This is a genomic window from Halolamina pelagica (assembly GCF_900115675.1).
Classification (GTDB): domain Archaea; phylum Halobacteriota; class Halobacteria; order Halobacteriales; family Haloferacaceae; genus Halolamina; species Halolamina pelagica.
This window is the reverse complement of sequence record NZ_FOXI01000005.1, coordinates 235,570-251,233: the sequence shown is the minus strand read 5'-3', so window position 1 is coordinate 251,233 and position 15,664 is coordinate 235,570. Positions and strand designations below refer to the sequence as shown.

The 15,664-nt window shown below is 68.3% G+C and carries 17 protein-coding genes; 9 read left to right on the top strand and 8 right to left on the bottom strand.

The annotated features are described in order from the left end of the window. Together BMZ83_RS09330 and BMZ83_RS09325 are read right to left on the bottom strand one after the other, a co-directional pair. On the bottom strand, positions 1–1,458 hold a 1,458-nt coding region (locus BMZ83_RS09330; protein ID WP_074877921.1), incomplete at its 3' end, for a ribosome biogenesis/translation initiation ATPase RLI. Further along, complete coding sequence (locus tag BMZ83_RS09325; protein ID WP_074877919.1) at positions 1,458–1,772, bottom strand: EMC6-like membrane protein; 315 nt, start codon at positions 1,770–1,772, stop codon at positions 1,458–1,460. The genes BMZ83_RS09330 and BMZ83_RS09325, both read right to left, overlap by 1 nt. A gap of 113 nt (positions 1,773–1,885) precedes the next feature. Between BMZ83_RS09325 and BMZ83_RS09320 the strand changes: the two genes are divergently transcribed. Further along, a complete protein-coding gene (locus BMZ83_RS09320) occupies positions 1,886–2,170 on the top strand; it encodes a helix-turn-helix domain-containing protein (RefSeq protein WP_049980064.1) in 285 nt (94 codons plus the stop codon). A gap of 16 nt (positions 2,171–2,186) precedes the next feature. Here the strand turns inward: BMZ83_RS09320 and BMZ83_RS09315 are convergent, their stop codons facing one another. Then, complete coding sequence (locus BMZ83_RS09315; RefSeq protein ID WP_074877917.1) at positions 2,187–2,783, bottom strand: riboflavin synthase; 597 nt, start codon at positions 2,781–2,783, stop codon at positions 2,187–2,189. Positions 2,784–2,874: 91 nt separating this feature from the next. Here BMZ83_RS09315 and BMZ83_RS09310 point away from each other — a divergent pair, with 91 nt between their 5' ends. Further along, positions 2,875–3,123 (top strand): DUF7533 family protein, encoded by a 249-nt coding sequence (locus tag BMZ83_RS09310; protein ID WP_074877915.1) that lies wholly within the window; start codon positions 2,875–2,877, stop codon positions 3,121–3,123. Between the two features lie 156 nt (positions 3,124–3,279). On the opposite strand, the gene BMZ83_RS09305 is transcribed toward BMZ83_RS09310, so the two are convergent. Together BMZ83_RS09305 and BMZ83_RS09300 are read right to left on the bottom strand one after the other, a co-directional pair. After that, complete coding sequence (locus BMZ83_RS09305; protein WP_074877913.1) at positions 3,280–4,512, bottom strand: M24 family metallopeptidase; 1,233 nt, start codon at positions 4,510–4,512, stop codon at positions 3,280–3,282. Then, on the bottom strand, positions 4,509–6,380 hold the full coding sequence (locus tag BMZ83_RS09300) for a UvrD-helicase domain-containing protein (RefSeq protein ID WP_074877911.1): 1,872 nt from the start codon (positions 6,378–6,380) through the stop codon (positions 4,509–4,511). Before BMZ83_RS09300 ends, BMZ83_RS09305 begins: the two co-directional genes overlap by 4 nt. A gap of 201 nt (positions 6,381–6,581) precedes the next feature. On the opposite strand from BMZ83_RS09300, the gene BMZ83_RS09295 reads away from it, so the two are divergent. The 4 genes from BMZ83_RS09295 to BMZ83_RS09280 are packed head-to-tail and all read left to right on the top strand — an operon-like array spanning position 6,582 to position 10,560. Beyond that, positions 6,582–7,706, top strand: a complete 1,125-nt coding sequence (locus tag BMZ83_RS09295; protein WP_074877909.1) for an ABC transporter substrate-binding protein — start codon at positions 6,582–6,584, stop codon at positions 7,704–7,706. A gap of 4 nt (positions 7,707–7,710) precedes the next feature. After that, the gene (locus BMZ83_RS09290) at positions 7,711–8,844 is read left to right on the top strand and encodes an ABC transporter ATP-binding protein (protein WP_074877907.1); all 1,134 of its coding nucleotides are present in this window, start codon (positions 7,711–7,713) and stop codon (positions 8,842–8,844) included. Further along, entirely contained in the window at positions 8,844–9,752 is a 909-nt protein-coding gene (locus BMZ83_RS09285) for an ABC transporter permease (RefSeq protein WP_079990149.1), read from the top strand. Before BMZ83_RS09290 ends, BMZ83_RS09285 begins: the two co-directional genes overlap by 1 nt. Then, complete coding sequence (locus tag BMZ83_RS09280; protein WP_174955528.1) at positions 9,745–10,560, top strand: ABC transporter permease; 816 nt, start codon at positions 9,745–9,747, stop codon at positions 10,558–10,560. The genes BMZ83_RS09285 and BMZ83_RS09280 overlap by 8 nt, the downstream gene beginning before the upstream one ends. A 57-nt stretch (positions 10,561–10,617) precedes the next feature. Here BMZ83_RS09280 and BMZ83_RS16860 read toward each other — a convergent pair whose 3' ends face one another. Then, positions 10,618–10,791 (bottom strand): HVO_0416 family zinc finger protein, encoded by a 174-nt coding sequence (locus BMZ83_RS16860; RefSeq protein ID WP_166623217.1) that lies wholly within the window; start codon positions 10,789–10,791, stop codon positions 10,618–10,620. A 296-nt stretch (positions 10,792–11,087) separates the two neighbouring features. Between BMZ83_RS16860 and BMZ83_RS09275 the strand changes: the two genes are divergently transcribed. The 3 genes from BMZ83_RS09275 to BMZ83_RS09265 all read left to right on the top strand — a co-directional run bounded on the left by BMZ83_RS09275 (position 11,088) and on the right by BMZ83_RS09265 (position 14,109). Continuing rightward, complete coding sequence (locus BMZ83_RS09275; protein ID WP_074877905.1) at positions 11,088–12,437, top strand: alkaline phosphatase family protein; 1,350 nt, start codon at positions 11,088–11,090, stop codon at positions 12,435–12,437. A gap of 54 nt (positions 12,438–12,491) precedes the next feature. Further along, a complete protein-coding gene (locus BMZ83_RS09270; protein WP_074877903.1) occupies positions 12,492–13,592 on the top strand; it encodes a pyridoxal phosphate-dependent aminotransferase in 1,101 nt (366 codons plus the stop codon). A gap of 151 nt (positions 13,593–13,743) precedes the next feature. Continuing rightward, positions 13,744–14,109, top strand: coding sequence for a DUF5830 family protein (locus BMZ83_RS09265; protein ID WP_074877901.1), 366 nt, complete (start codon positions 13,744–13,746; stop codon positions 14,107–14,109). On the opposite strand, the gene BMZ83_RS09260 is transcribed toward BMZ83_RS09265, so the two are convergent. Both BMZ83_RS09260 and BMZ83_RS09255 read right to left on the bottom strand, forming a co-directional pair. Continuing rightward, complete coding sequence (locus BMZ83_RS09260) at positions 14,110–14,904, bottom strand: methyltransferase domain-containing protein (RefSeq protein WP_074877899.1); 795 nt, start codon at positions 14,902–14,904, stop codon at positions 14,110–14,112. Positions 14,905–14,942: 38 nt separating this feature from the next. Next, positions 14,943–15,602, bottom strand: a complete 660-nt coding sequence (locus tag BMZ83_RS09255; RefSeq protein WP_074877897.1) for an HVO_0476 family zinc finger protein — start codon at positions 15,600–15,602, stop codon at positions 14,943–14,945. Positions 15,603–15,664 lie beyond the last annotated feature (62 nt).

The following is a 15,664-nucleotide window of genomic DNA, read 5'->3' as shown; positions in this document are numbered from 1 at the left end:
GGCGTCCTCCGAGAGGCAGGCGGCGATGGCGACGCGCTGGCGCTCCCCGCCCGAGAGGTCGTCGAGGTTCTGCTCCATGATCTGCTCGAGTTGGAGCGGCTGGGCGATCTCGGTGTTCCAGTACGACGACCCGAACTGGTCGGTGATCGACGAGAGGAACGCGTCGACGCGCATCGGCTGGTCGATCTCGATGTACTGGGGCTTGTAGGCGATGTCGAGCTGCGTGTCGATCTCGCCCTCGTCGGGCTCCAGCGCGCCGGTGAACAGCTTCGCCAGCGTCGACTTCCCGATCCCGTTTGGCCCGACGACGCCCAGCACTTCCGACTCGTAGATGGTGCCGGCCTCCACGTCGAGCGAGAACTCGCCCTCGCCGTAGGACTTGTGCAGGTCGGGGTACTCCACGAGCGGCTGGCCCTTCGTGGCGGCACGCGGCGCGTGCTCCTCGAAGGTGATCGCCTCCGGCCGGATGCGCATGTTCTCGTTGTCGAGGTAGCCCGAGAGGTACTCGTTGATCCCGTTGCGGACCGATTTGGGATCGGTGACGACACCGTAGGCCCCCGGCTCCCCGTAGGTGATGTGGAGCGTGTCCGCCAGCAGGTCGAGGATCGCGAGGTCGTGTTCGACGACCAGCATCGAGCGGTCGCCGTCCTCGGAGATCTCCTGGATCAGCTGTGCGGCGGTCATCCGCTGACTGATGTCGAGGTAGGGGGTGATCTCGTCGAGGAAGTAGAAGTCGACGTCGCGGGCCAGCGTCGCCGCGAGCGCGACGCGCTGGAGCTCGCCGCCGGAGATGGAGTCGATCGCCTGGTCCATCACCGGTCGGATCGAGAGCTCGTCGACGAGGTAGTCGAGTTCGCCCCGCTCGTCGGTCCGTTCGAGCAGTTGGCGCACCTTCCCGTCGAACTGTTTGGGGATCTGGTCGACGTACTGGGGCTTGCGCGCGACCTCGATCTCGCCGTCGATCAGCTGTTGGAGGTAGTTCTGGAGCTCGGTGCCGCGGTAGCGGTCGAGCACCGTCTCCCAGTCGGTCTCGCTCTCGTACTCGCCCAGGTTGGGCGTCGTCTCGCCGGCCAGCGCGTGGACGGCCGTCGACTTTCCGATCCCGTTCGGGCCGAGGATCCCGGTCACGCTGCCCGGTTCGGGCGTGGGCAGCCCGTAGAGGGCGAACGCGTTGTCGCCGTAGCGGTGGACCGGCTCCTCGTTCAGTTCCGAGGGGAGGTTGATGATCTCGATGGCGTCGAAGGGGCACTTCTCGACGCAGATCCCGCAGGACTCGCCCAGACAGATCTCCTCGGAGATGTGGATCTGGTCGGGGTCGCCCTCCTGTGCGTCCTCCCCGCGGAGCGTGATGCACTCCTTGCCCGTCCGGTTGGGCGGACAGAACTTCTGACACTCGTAGTTGCACCGGTCGGGCTGGCAGCGATCCAGATCCACGACCGCGATACTGTCGCTGGACATCAGAAACTCACTCCGGTCGAGAGCACCACGGTGTAGCTCAGGAACCAGAGCGCGAACGTCATGAACGCGACGTAGAGGTTGTCCTTGATGCCGAACTCCGACACGTCGACGCGGAGGGCGTAGAGGATCGGGTACTGGGCGATGACGAACCCCGCGACGACCGCCAGCGGCGTCGTCGTCCCCACCGTCGACGGGTCGGTCCCGAACACGATCGCGCTCACGACGGCCGCGGTAACGCCGGCCAGACAGGCGAGGGTCGTGACGGTCACCCCGCGGACGTGGTCCGAAAGCCCGCGAGAACTCTCCGTAGCCATGGGAACGACTCCGTGACGCGCCGACAAAAGGAGTTCGCTTGGCCGTCGGCCGTGTTGGGCCACGACACCAGTCCACGAAGATTTATGCCGGTGGAGGGTTTCGATCCGAAATGATGACCGAGACTGACGAGGAGGCCCTGGACGACCTCCCACCAAGCGCCAAGCTCGTGTTCAAAGTACTCGAGTACGACGGTCCGCTGACCCAGAAGGGGATCGTCGAGGAGTCCATGCTCTCCGCACGGACGGTACGCTACGCGCTCGAACGGCTCGAGGGGATCGGTGTCGTCGACGAGGACGTCTACTTCGCCGACGCGCGACAGAACCTCTACCAGCTGAACCCGCCCGAGCCCGTGCAGGCTGACGGCGGCGCCGAAGCCTGCTCCGGACAGGCCGACTGAGCCCGTCGCCGGCGACTCAGCGGTAGCCGTCCGTCATCCGTTCGACGTACTTCGCCATCACGTCGACCTCCAGGTGGACCGGGTCGCCGACCTCCTTCTCCGAGAGGGTCGTGATCTCGCGGGTGGCCGGGATGATCGCCACCTCGAAGCGGTCCTCGTCGCGCGCGGCGACGGTGAGGCTGATGCCGTCGACGGCGATGGAGCCCTTCTCCACGACGTACTGACTCAGTTCCGCGGGCAGCGAGAACGTGTAGCGCCAGTCCTCGCCCACCTGTTCGACGGCTTCGACGGTCGCGGTGGTGTCGACGTGGCCCTGGACGACGTGGCCGTCGAAGCGCCCGTCAGCGGGGAGCGCACGCTCGACGTTGACCGGGTCGCCGGCCGATAGCTCGCCGAGGTACGTCTTCTCGACCGTCTCCGCGGCGAGGAACACCTCGAACCAGCCCGCCTCGCGGTCGAACGCCTCCACGGTGAGACAGACGCCGCTGACGCTGATCGACTGCCCGTGGTGGAGGTCCTCCAGCCCGGCCGCCGCGACAGTGAGGCGGCGCCCGTCCTCGGTCTCGCTCACGTCGGTGATCTCGCCCGTTCGCTCGACGATGCCGGTGAACACGTCCGTGGCTCCGCCGTCGCGTCTCAAGAGCGTTTCCACTCTCGATTCCGTTACGAGAGGGTTTTGCCGACCGAACGCCTACCGGGCGGTGATGCGACTCGGCCTGTTGGAGACCCTCGGCGTCGCGGGCAGCCTCGTGTTCGCGATCCCGCTGGGGATCTACGCGACGGAGCGGCTGCTCGGCGGCGAGGTCGCCGTCGGCGGCGCCTTCCTCGCGGTCGCGGTGCTGATGGTACTGCTCCCGAAGTACCTGACCACGCCGGGCGACCTGCCGGGGATGGCCGCCGAGCGAGCGGTCGACGGCGTCGTCGCCGACCCCGAGGAGTCCGAGGAGGAGTAGGTCGGCGGGGCGGTGGCGCCGCCACAGCCGTGGCGAACGGACGGCGCGCAGTCGACGCCGCAGGGGGTGCGCCGTGCTCCCGCTTCGACCGCCCTGCGGCCTGGTTCAGACCACGGGGTGGTTGGTCGCGTTCTGGTTGGAAAAGTCGGGGACGGGTTACGCGGGGGGGACAGGGGTGAACCGAACCGGATAGGTCGCCAGCCGCTCGTAGCCGTTCTCGGTGACGGCGACGAGGTCCTCGATCCGGACCCCGCCGGTGTCGGCGTCGTAGACGCCGGGTTCGATCGTGACGACGTTGCCCGGTTCCAGCGGCGTGTCAGCCCGCAGCGACGGCCCCTCGTGGAGGCTGACGCCGACGCCGTGGCCGACGCCGTGGGTGAAACCGATCTCCGGGGAGTCGATCCGGAAGCCGTGAGCGGTGAGTTCGGCGGCGGCCTCCTCGTGGACGGTGCCGGCCGTGACGCCCGCCTCGACGTGGTCGAGCGCGGTCCCGTGGGCCCGTTCGACCGCGACGAACGCGCGCCGTTCCCAGCCGCCCTCACTCGCGACCGCGAACGTGCGGGTGAGATCGCCGTAGTAGCCGTGCGGGCCGCGGGGCGAGACGTCGAGCAGCACCGTCTCGCCGGGCGAGACGTGGTCGATCCCGGTGTAGTGGAGGTCCGCCGCGGTTTGTCCGGCGCCGATCACGGTGTTGCCCGCGCTGCGGATCCCGTGGCGGGCCATCTCCACGTCGACCTCGCGGCGAAGGCGCTCCGTCGTGAGCGGTTCGCCATCGAACAGCAGGTCGTCGCCGGCCGGTTCGGCGGTCGCGAGGACCGCCTCGGCGCGGGCCATCCCGCGACAGGTGACGGCCTGTACGCGGCGCAGGCAGGCGAGTTCGGCCTCAGTCTTTCGTTCTCGGGCGTCGGCAACGGCGGTCGTCGACGCGAGGTCGTAGCCGGCGTCCTCGAGGTAGAGCGCGGCGTCGTGGGGGATGCTTGCGGGCGTGAGTACGGTCTGCGAGTCCGGGTCGCCGGCGTCGTTCCGGAGGTCGTCGAGCACGGCGGCCCCACGGACGCCCGCCGGGTCGCCCTGCTTCTCGGTCCGGACCTCGCGAGCGATCCCGTCCCCCGGCGCGCCGTCGACGAACTCGCGGTGGGCTTGCTCGTCGAACAGCCCGGGCGCGGTCAGGGCAGCGCGGTCGGGCGTGACCACGACGGCGTAGTCGCGGTCGGGGCCACCGAACCGCGAGAGGTAGCGCAGGTCGTCGGCGAACCGGTCGCCGACGGCGACGAAGCCGGCGGCGCCGTGCTCCGCGACTGCGTCGGCGATCGGCCGCAGGTCGGTCTCGGGGGCGTCGGGGTGGTCGTGGGGGACCTCGGGCGCCCCGGGTGCGAGCGGCCGGCTCACGGCTCCGGTTCGGGGGCCTCCAGCGACTCCTGCACCTCGTCGATGAGCTCCGCCGGCGGCTCGTCCCGGAGCTCGTTGAACAGCACGACACTGATCGGCAGCGTCGGCGCCCCGGTGACGAGGTTCTCCATCAGGACCAGCCGTTCCCGGGCACGGGACATCCCGACGTAGAACACGCGGCGCTCGTTGTCGGTCAGCACCGGCACGGGGTTGGTGGTCTTGGTGAACTCCTCGTCGCCCGGCGTCTCGAGGCCCTGCTGGGCGGCCTGGGCGGCCATCTGCTCGACGACCTTCTCGGTCAGGTCGGTCGCGACGAACACGTGGTCGGCCTCGCGACCCTTCGCGGAGTGGATCGTCCCCACCCGGATGCGGTCGGGGTCCATCCCGCGGTAGTCGCCCTCGAAGTACGCCTTCATCGACTTGCGCTGGAAGGAGGTGATCTTCCGGGCCATGTCGCCGGCGCTCCGGGGGCCGGGCATGAACGGCACCACGTCCTCGACGGCGTCGGGCGCGACCGGGATCTCCGCGAGGTCATCTTTCGCGGACTGCTCCTCGATCTCGTCGATCAGGTCGTAGAGGTCGTCGCGCTCGCTGCTGCCGAAGGCCGACTCCTGCAGGATGTCCGCCAGCCGCCGTGCCTGGAGTGCGGTGAGGCGCTCGCCGGCGTCGACGGCCTCGATCGCCCGGACGTAGTCGGTGAGTCGGTCGGTCCAGAGCCGCTGGTCCGTGAGCGAGGAGAAGGGCATCCCCTCGTCGATGAACTCGTCGACGAAGTCGAACATCTGGTAGCGCGCGCGGAACAGCAGCATGATGGTCCCCTCGCCGTCCTCGCTCTTGTCCTCCTGTTCGACGGTGTGCCGGACGTTCCGCACCAGTTCAAGCATCGACGGCGACTCGGCGGCCTCGACGCGGCCGCCCTCCTTCCGGGGCCGGAGGTCCTTCTCCTGGCGCTTGTCGATGTGGCGGATCTCCTTGTTCACCACGTTGAGCACGCGGGAGGGGAGGCGGTAGGAGTTCGGCAGCACCACGTCCTCGTCCACGTCCTCGTCCAGCAGCAGGTCGGGGTCGGCGCCCTGCCACGCGTAGACGACCTGGTCGTCGTCGCCGGCGATCAACGCCTTCTCCAGGTGGGGCTTCCACTCCTCGTAGACGCGGGACTGCAGCGTCGTGATGTCCTGGAACTCGTCGATGACGAGGTAGTCGACGTTGGGCTGGAGGGAGCGCTGGGCGACGCGTTCGAGCATGTCGGCGAAGCCGACGACCCCGTTCTCGCCCTTGTAGTTGCGCCACGCCCGGATCGCCTCGGGCACGTCGAGGCGGTCGTCGTCGGACGGCCACGTCGGGGTGTACTTGTTCCCCTCCTGGGCGTTGGGGTCGATCTCCGGCGGGAGCCGAACGTCCTCCACGTCCCACTGGAACGGCACGTCGTACCAGTCGGCGACCTCGCGGTCGGTTCGCTGGAGCCACTGGGAGGTCGCGATCACTTTGTTGCCGAGCGTCGTCGACCGTGCGGTCCGCCGGCCGGCGCCCGACTTCTCGTCCTCGTACTCGACGCCGTACTCCTCACAGAACTCCTCCTTATCGCTCTCGCCGACCACGTCGCCCCGCGAGAGGTCGAGCAGTTCGTACGCCTTGGCGTGCATCGTACAGACGTTGCCCTGCAGCGCCCGCGGCGTCGTGTCGAGGCGCTCGGCGAGGCGTTCGCGGATCTCCGCCGCCGCCGCACGGGTGTAGGAGACCACCAGCACGTCCCGGACCGTCACGTCCGGATCCTCCAGCAGTTCCTCCACCCGGTCGAGGAGCGCGGTCGTCTTCCCGCTCCCGGGCCCACCGAACAGGCGCGTGACGTGAACGTCCGACTCGGTCATTACCGGTTACAGGGGCCGGTCCCCAATAAGGAAGTGGGTTCTGGAGAACTGGCCAGAGGCGCGCCGTGGGGTTCCGTTCCCGGCGGGGAGACAGCCGCCGCGAGGGGTGGGGCACCCATCCTGCGAAATTTCTTGTTGAGGACCCGCATTGGCTTCCCGTGGTCATCAGGGTTTTATGTCGGACACTGTTTGCCGCCGAGTGTGCCAGGCGACAGCTTGGACGATGTAACGGCGTCGCGAGACACTGGACACCGCTCTACGACCCGCCGGGCGTTCCTCGGCGCGGCCGGCACCGCGGGTGCGACCGCGCTCGCCGGCTGCGGAGGGGTACTCGGCGGCAGCGGCGGACCGCCGACGCTTCGCGTCACGGTCTGGAGCGGCAACTACGTCGAGCGCTTCGAGGAAGCCATCCGCCCGATATTCGAGTCCCGGTTCGACGCCGAACTCGAACTGGTCTCGGGGTGGAACTCGCTGCTCGCGAAGATCAAGTCCGCGCCCGCCGACGACCCGCCGTTCGACGTGACGGTGGCGTGTGAGCCCATCTACTACAACGGCCGGACGCAGGGCCTGTTCGAGGAGCTCCGGTACGAGGAGAACATCCCGAACATCGACAACGTCATTCAGCACTACAAGGACATCCGACCGCACTCCCACGGCGCGCCCGTCGACGGCGCGCCGCTGAGCATCCTCTACAACACGGAGCTCGAGGAGCCCGTGGAGACCTGGGGCGACTTCTCGAGTTCCACCGTTCAGCAGTCCAGCGGCGTCGGCGTCGACTCCGGGTTCTGGATCTACCCGCTGCTCGGCGCCGGTGTCGGCACGGACGCCGCGCCCGGCGCGCGCGAACTCTACCAAGAACAGTACCACGACGAACTCCTGGACACGCTCGAGGCCTGGCCCATCCAGGGCTGGGCGAGCTCCGGGACCGACATCTGGCAGCAGTTCCAGAACGGCACCATCGACGCCGCCCAGTGGTACTTCGACCAGGTCTACTACGACATGGAGAACCACCCGAACGTCGAGTTCTCGATGCCCGAGGCCAACGCCGGCTGGATGAACAACTGGGCGGTCGTCCGCGGGACGGACAAGCGCACCCTCGGCGAGGAGTTCATCAACATGCTTCTCGACCCCGAGGTCCAGAGCGAGTGGGCCGAGGACCACCCGCTGTTCTTCACCACCGCCGACATGTCGTATCCGGACGACCTCGCCCAGTACCTCCCGACCGACGCGGAGGAGGCCGAGCAGTGGTCGATTCCGCAGTGGGAGGAGGTCGCACCCCACTCCGAGAAGTTCTCGAACAAGTTCAAGCGGATGAAGACCCAGTAAGGCGATGGCCTCCGTAACACTCGCAAACCTGACCAAGGAGTACGGCGACCTGACCGCGGTCGACGGCCTCGACCTCGATATCGACGACGGGGAGCTGCTCTGCCTGCTCGGCCCGTCGGGCTGTGGGAAGTCGACGACCCTCCGGATGCTCGGCGGCCTCGAGACGCCCACGTCCGGCGAGGTCCACATCGGCGACGAGCGCGTCACCGACCAGCCGCCCTACGATCGGAACACCTCGATGGTGTTCCAGTCGTGGGCGCTATTCCCCCAGAAGACCGTCCTCGAGAACGTCGCCTTCGGCCTGAAGATGGACGGCGTCGACGAGGAGGAACGGGTCGAGCGTGCCCGCGAGGTGCTCGAGATCGTCGAGATGGGCGAGTTCGCGGACGCCGACCCCGGTGACCTCTCCGGCGGCCAGAAGCAGCGCGTGGCGCTCGCGCGCTCCCTGGCTATCGAGCCGGACGTCCTGCTGCTCGACGAGCCGCTGTCGAACCTCGACAAGCGGCTCCGCGAGCAGATGCAGCTCGAGCTGCGCAACATCCACGACGGGGTCGAGACGACGTTCGTCCACGTCACCCACGACCAGAACGAGGCGTTCACGCTCGCGGACAGCATCGCCATCATGAACGACGGGGAGATCGAGCAGGTCGGCGAGCCCCGGGAGATCTACGACGACCCGGTGAGCCTCTTCGTCGAGGAGTTCCTCGGGGACACCAACCTCGTTGACGCGACCGTCGAGGAGACGGTCGAGGAGGGCATCGTCGCCACCACGGAGTTCGACGAGCAGATCCAGGTGCCGACACCGAACGACGGGGTCGCGGCGGGCGACCCGCTCACCATCTCGTTCCGGCCCGAGGAGTTCGACGTCTCCCGGGTCGCCACCGACGGCGGTCAGCTGACCGAGTCCGCCGCGCACGGGGACGTCACGACCGCGCTCGAGGGCACCATCACGGACGTCCTCTACCGCGGGTCGTCGGTCCGCTTCTACATCGAAATCGGTGGGACCAGCGTCTTCTTCGAGCAGAGCGTCGGCGACGAGACCGACCTGGAGGTCGGCGACCCCGTCGTCGTCTCCTGGGACCCCGAGGACCTGCTGGTCTTCTCGGAGGGCGAACGGCTCGGGCGAGGTGGGACCTGATGGACGCGCTGGCCGACGAGTCGATGTTCGCGTGGGTCGGGGAGCGCATCAAGCGCCAGGACTCCGCGTCGGTGTTCCTGCTCGCCCCGCTGGCGGCGTTCGAGCTGGTGTTCTTCGTCGTCCCCTTCCTCATCCTCGTCCGGATGAGCTTCAACACCCAGCCCGAGACTGGGTTCTACGAGAGCGGCTGGACCCTCGCCGCCTACGGGGAGATACTCGCCTCGAACCTCTACCACCAGATCATCCTCTTCTCGTTCAAGCTCGGCGTCATCGCGACCGTGGTCGCGGTACTGCTCGGGCTGTTCTACGCGTACGCCGCCTACCGCGCGGAGGGGCTGACGAAGTCGATACTGCTGTTCTCGGTCATCCTCCCGCTGCTGACGACGCTGGTGGTGAAGACGTACGCGTGGCGGCCGCTGCTCGCGCCGAACGGCGTCCTCAACGACCTGCTCCTCTCGTTGGGGCTCGTCGACGGGCGGATCCAGTTCGCGCCCTCGCTGTTCGGCACCGTCGTCGGCCAGGTGTACATCGTGTTCCCCTACGCCGTCCTCGCCATCTACAGCGTACTCTCCACGCTCGACTGGGACGTCGTGGAGGCCGCGCGAGACCTCGGCGCGTCCCGCCCGCGGTCGTTCTTCGAGGTCGTCCTCCCCGAGGTGCTCCCCGGGGTCGCCGTCGCGACCGTCGTCTCCTTCGCCTGGAGCGTCGGCGCCTACGCGGCGCCCTCCCAGCTCGGGACGGGCGAACAGACGACCTTCGCGATGGAGATCGGGAACCTGATGCTCACGAACTTCAACTGGCCGGTCGGCGCGGCCTTCGCCCTGCTGATGCTGGCGGCGATGCTCGCAGCGACGCTGGCCGTCATTCGACTGCTCACCGGCTCCGTCGGGGGTGTTCAGGATGTCTGAGGCGGACATCCCCCGCGAGCGCGTCGAGGACGCGCTGTTCCGGGCGGGCTACTGGCTGGTGTTCGCGGTGCTCATGCTGCCCATCGTCGTCGTCTTCGTCACCTCGTTCCAGCAGTCGTCGTACCTGACGTTCCCGCCGAGCGGGTACACCCTCGAGTGGTACGCGCAGTTCTTCGGCAGCGAGGAGTGGCTCGGCGCCGTCCGGGACAGCCTCGCCATCGGTGTCGGCGCGTCGCTGCTCGCGACCGTACTCGGGGTCACGGGGTCGCTGGCCGTCCAGCGCTCGGACTCCCGGGTCGCGAAACTGCTCCCGCCGGTCGTCCTGCTGCCGCTGCTCATCCCGCCCGTGGTGCTCGGGCTGACCCTGCTCATCTACTTCAACCGGGTCGGCCTCACGAACAGCTACGTGAACATCGTCGTCGCGCACACGCTGTGGGCGACGCCGCTGGTGTTCTTCATCATGCAGTCGGTGTTCGCCCGGTTCGACTGGAACCTCCGGGACGCCGGCATGGACCTCGGGGCCCGCCCCTCGCGGGTCTTCTACCACGTCATCCTGCCGAACGTCCGCAGCGGCGTCGTCATCGCCGCTGTCGTGGCCTTCATCGTCAGCCTCCAAGAGTTCATCATGGCGCTGTTCCTGAAGTCCTTCGAGGTGAAGACGGTACCCGTGCTCGCGTGGACGTCGCTGCAGTCCTCGCTCTCGCCGATGGTCAGCGTCGTCTCGGCCTTCCTCGTGCTGACCTCCATCCTGGGCGTGTTGCTCTCGGCGGCCGTGATGAACCTCGAGTGGCTGGCAGAACAGCTGTAGCTGCCGCGCGAACGTTGGTCGGAACGGAGAAGGCCCACCCGTCGGGGCGGACCGACTTCAGGGCCGCCAGCCACAGACCGAACACTCCACCGCAGTCGCCTCGTGGAGGCCGCCGCAGTCCGGACACTGTTTCTTGTTATAGGATTCCTCCCATCCCCGTGTCTCGTGTCCGCGGTCTTCGAGGAACTCGTCGAACAGTTCGTCGGCGGAGTGCTGCTCTGACGTCGCCATGCGTGCCAAAGTATGGCACACACCTAAGTAAGTCTTGTGCCCCCGTGCCACACCATCCGGCCACCGGTCCGAACTGGCCCCGGCCGCGCCGGTTCACCGATCCCCTGGCCACCGGCTCACCGGTACCATGACGCCGACTCACGGATCCCGTCGACGCAGTCGTCGATGGCCGTCGCCGTAACCAGCTCACGATGACGGGCGGGGGTGGAAGCAGCCGGCACCCGTACGGCCGGCGGTCACCGTCTCGGCACTCCGTAGAGGGAAGGTTCTTAAGGTGTTCGACGGTACGGCAACGCATGGGACTGTTCGACCGACTCCGGGGCGAGAGCGACCCCCGAGTCGTCTTCCTCGGTATCGACGGCGTGCCGTTCAGCCTGCTCGACGAGCATCCGGACGAGTTCCCCAACTTCGCCGCGCTCGCCGACGAGGGCAGCGCCGGCCCGATCGACAGCATCGTGCCCCCGGAATCGAGCGCCTGCTGGCCGTCGCTGACGACGGGCGTCAACCCCGGCGAGACCGGCGTCTACGGCTTCCAGGACCGCGAGATCGGTACGTACGACACCTACGTCCCGATGGGTCGTGACGTGCAGGCGACCCGCATCTGGGACCGCGTCGCCAACGACGGCCGCGACGCGACGGTGATGAACGTCCCCGTGACGTTCCCGCCCCAGCGCAACGTCCAGCGCATGGTGTCGGGCTTCCTCTCGCCCAGCGTGGAGAAGGCCGCCTACCCCGACGACCTCCGGGAGTACCTGGAGTCGATCGACTACAAGATCGACGCCGACGTGAAGCAGGGCCACGAGGAGGACAAGGGGCCGTTCATGGACGACGCCCACGAGACCCTCGACAGGCGCTACGAGGCGTTCACCAACTACCTCGAACAGGACGACTGGGACCTCTTCTTCGGCGTGTTCATGACGACCGACCGCGTGAACCACTTCCTGTTCGAGGACTACGAGCGCGACGGCCCGAACAAGGAGGCGTTCATGGAGTTCTACCGCCAGCTCGACGAGTACGTCGGGAACATCCGCGGGATGCTGTCCGACGACACGACGCTCGTCGTCGCCTCCGACCACGGGTTCACCAGCCTCGACTACGAGGTCCACCTCAACGAGTGGCTCGAACAGGAGGACTGGCTCTCCTACCGGGACGACGAGCACGAGGAGCTCGGCGACATCGCCGACGACACCCGGGCGTACTCGTTGATCCCCGGCCGGTTCTACATCAACCTCGAGAACCGGGAGCCCCGCGGAAGCGTCCCGGAGGACGAGTACGAGTCGGTCCGCGCCGAACTCAAAGAGGAGCTCGAGGCGCTCGAAGGCCCCGACGGCCGGAAAGTCTGCGAGCGCGTCGTCGAGAAGCAGCAGGCGTTCCGCGGCGACCACGACGATATCGCCCCGGATCTGGTCGCCATCCCGAACCACGGGTTCGACCTCAAAGCCGGCTTCACCGGCGGCAGCGACGTGTTCGCCGACGGCCCCCGGAACGGGATGCACAGCTTCGACAACGCCTCGCTGTTCATCGACACTCCCGGGGCAAGCATCGAGGACTGCGACCTGCTCGACATCGCGCCGACGATCCTGGACCTGATGGAACTGGAGTTCTCCCGGACGGAGTTCGACGGCGCCAGCCTGGTCCGGAGCTGACGCGCCGATACCGCTTCCCGAAAGCGGCATACCCCTGCCGCCACACCCACCTGCATGGAGTACGAGGAGCCCAAGTTCTTCGAAGTGATGGGCTACGTCGGCGACGCCGAGCACGACGTGATCGACATGGTCAGCGGCAACCCCGACTGGGAGCCGCCCCAGGCGCTCCGGGACGGGCTGAAGGAGTACGCCGAGTTCGAGCCGGATCGCTTCCAGTACCCGCCCAGCGACGGCACCCCCGAACTCAAGGCCGAGATCGCCGAGCGCCGCGGCGTCGACCCCGACCGGATCGTCGTCACCAACGGCACCGGCGAGGCGAACTACCTCGGGATGGCCGCCGCGCTCGAACGGGACGCCGGCGACGAGGTGCTCCTGACCGATCCCGTCTACCCCTACTACCCGGGGAAGACGAAGATTCTGGGCGGCGACGCGACGTTCGTGCCCGCCAACCGCGACGGCAGCCTCGACGTCGACGCCTACCGCGAGGCGATCGGCGACGAGACCGGGCTGGTGGTGCTCAACACGCCGAACAACCCCACCGGCGCGGTGTACGACCACGCGAAGGTCGAGGAGATCGTCCGGCTCTGTGAGGACCACGACGCCGTCGCGGTCGTCGACGAGGTGTACGACCACTTCGACCTCTCGGGGACGTTCGAGTCCGCGCTGACGATCGACTCCGAGCACCGCGTCGTCACCTCCGGCTTCTCGAAGTCGCTGGCGATCACGGGCTTCCGCGTCGGCTACGCGATCTTCCCCGAGTGGCTCGCCGAGAACGCGAAGGCCCGCCACATGCTGGTCAACGTCGCCACCACACGCCCGGGCCAGTACGCCGTCCTGCGCGGGCTCGAGGGCGCCGACGCGGCCTACTACGAGGCCGCCCGGGAACTGGTCCGCGAGCGCGTCGACACGTTCACGGACGCCCTCGACGCCGCCGGCGCGGAGTACACCCGGCCGGACGGGGCGTTCTACGTGATGGCCCGCTTCGACGGCTACCCCGGCACGATGGCGAACGTGAAGCGCCTCGTCGACGAGGCCGGCGTCGCCGGGATGCCGGGCGAGGGATTCGGCGACGCGTACAGCGACTGGCTCCGCTTCGCGCTGGTGACGCCGCGAGTCGAGGAGGCCGCCGACCGGCTGACCGAGTTCTTCGCGTAGTCCGCTCTCCCGGACGGGTCCCCGTTTCACGATCGCGCAACGTCGCCCCCGGCCGGCTCTCGCACCGATCCATAAACCAGATTTCGGGATAGCGAACGTCGGGGAACGTCGCCACACAACGCTCAAGCGCCCCGCCCGAGAACGCCCGCCCGTGTCGACCCGCGAGACGAAGAAGGAGCTCGGCCTCGAACTGCTCGCCCACCTGGAGGACGAGGAGCTCTCGCTGGCCGAGACGATCGACCGGCTGGAGGCGGTCACCACCAGCCCCTCGCTCACCCGGGAGATCCTCGACGACGCGGAGAAGCGCGGGCTGATCGAGCGCGAGGACGGCCGCCTGCGCACCCGGACGAGTGGCACCTACGTGCGCTTCGAGAGCGAGGTCGTCGAGCGCGAGGGCGACTACGACTGCCGGCGCTGCGGCGCGAGCATCTCGACCGGCCACTTCGTCCAGTTCGAGAGCGGCGAGTTGGGGCCGTTTGGCCCCTCCTGCGTGCGGAAGGTGCTCGGCCGGGAGTAGTCACGCCTCGGCGACGATGACCTCGACCGTCGCCGTCTCCTCGTACGGTTCGTCGAAGCCGGTCAGGCGCTCCCGAACGGCGTTCTCGAAGCGCTCCCAGTCGTCGCCGAGTACCGCGGGCGAGCAGAACGAGAGCGAGAGCAGGTAGCCGACCACGCTATCGGCGTCCCATTCGCGGTCCGCCTCGAAGACCCGCTGCTCGACGGCCTCGAACCCGTGGTCGGCGAGCGTCTCGGTCCACGGGTCCTCGTACTCGATCGGCCCGGTCCGCTCGGGCGGATCGTCGAGGAACTCGGCGACGACCTCGTACACCGCGTCCCCCCAGTCCGCGGTGCCGCGGGCGAGCCACTCCGTATCGCTCAGGAGGGCGACGCCGCCGCCCGGTTCGGTGATCTCGTGGAGGGTGTCGAGCGTCCGCTCTTGGGCCAGCCAGTGGAACGAGCGCCCCATCACCGTCAGGCGGAGCGGCTCGAGTTCGTCGGCCATCGCCGGGAGGTCCGCGTCGCTGCCGACTCGCCACTCGGTGTTCGAGGCGTCGGCGACGCGGGCGCGGGCGCGTTCGCGTGCGTGTTCGACCATCGCTTCGCTCGGGTCGACCCCCACGACTTCGTCGACGTGAGGTGCCAGCGCGACGCCGAGGCGTCCGGTGCCGCAGCCGAGATCCAGTAGCCGGCCCGTCCCGTCGAGGTCGAACCGCTCCCGGGGAACGTCGAGGGCAGCGTCGTCGTACTCCGGGCGGTAGACGGCGTACTGCTCGGCGGTGGACTCGAAGCGTGCCGCCGGCTCGTCGCTCATCGCCGGAACGACCGACCGGGCGGGAGAAGTCGCTTGCGTTACCAGGCCGACCAGGCGCTGGTCTTCTCGTCGCGGCCGAAGACGCGCTTGACGTCCTTCGCGAACGCGAGGTCGCCCTCGTGGTCGAGCTTCTTGTGGCGGTAGTCGTCGGCGACGGCGTCCCGGAGCTGGATGCTGTCGACTGCGAACTCGTCGTCGCCGAGCTCGTAGGTCTCGCCGACGACGAACTCGAAGTCGCCCGGCAGGAACGCCTTCGTGCTCCGGGACTGCTCGTTGCGGCCGTCGCCCTCCTTGGGGTGGATGGTGATGTTCACGCCGACGTTGTCGACGACGCGGGTCCAGACCGTCTCCACCTCGTCCATCTCGGCGTGCTCGGTCCGGCGCTCGGGCCCGACCTCGATGCTGGTGACCTCGACCTGCTGGATCGCCTCGGTGGTCTCGACGACGAACTCGTCGCCGGCCTCGATCTCCTCCTCGGCGACCGCGTTCAGCGTCGCCTTGTAGGAGTCGCCGTCCTGCGAGACGACCACGTCGACCGTGACCTCCTCGGGCGTCTCGATCTTCTCCTTGTGGACGTGGCCACACTCCGTACACCGAACCGTCGTCTGCCCGCCGGGACTCAGCACCTCGTGGACCGTCTCCTCGCGCGGCGAACAGGAGGGACAGGGAAGCGGCAGGCGATCAGCGGACTCGCTCATACCTCCGATTGCCGGTCGAGCGGGTTAAAAGCGCGTTTTCGCGGGGCCGCGTGACAGGGACG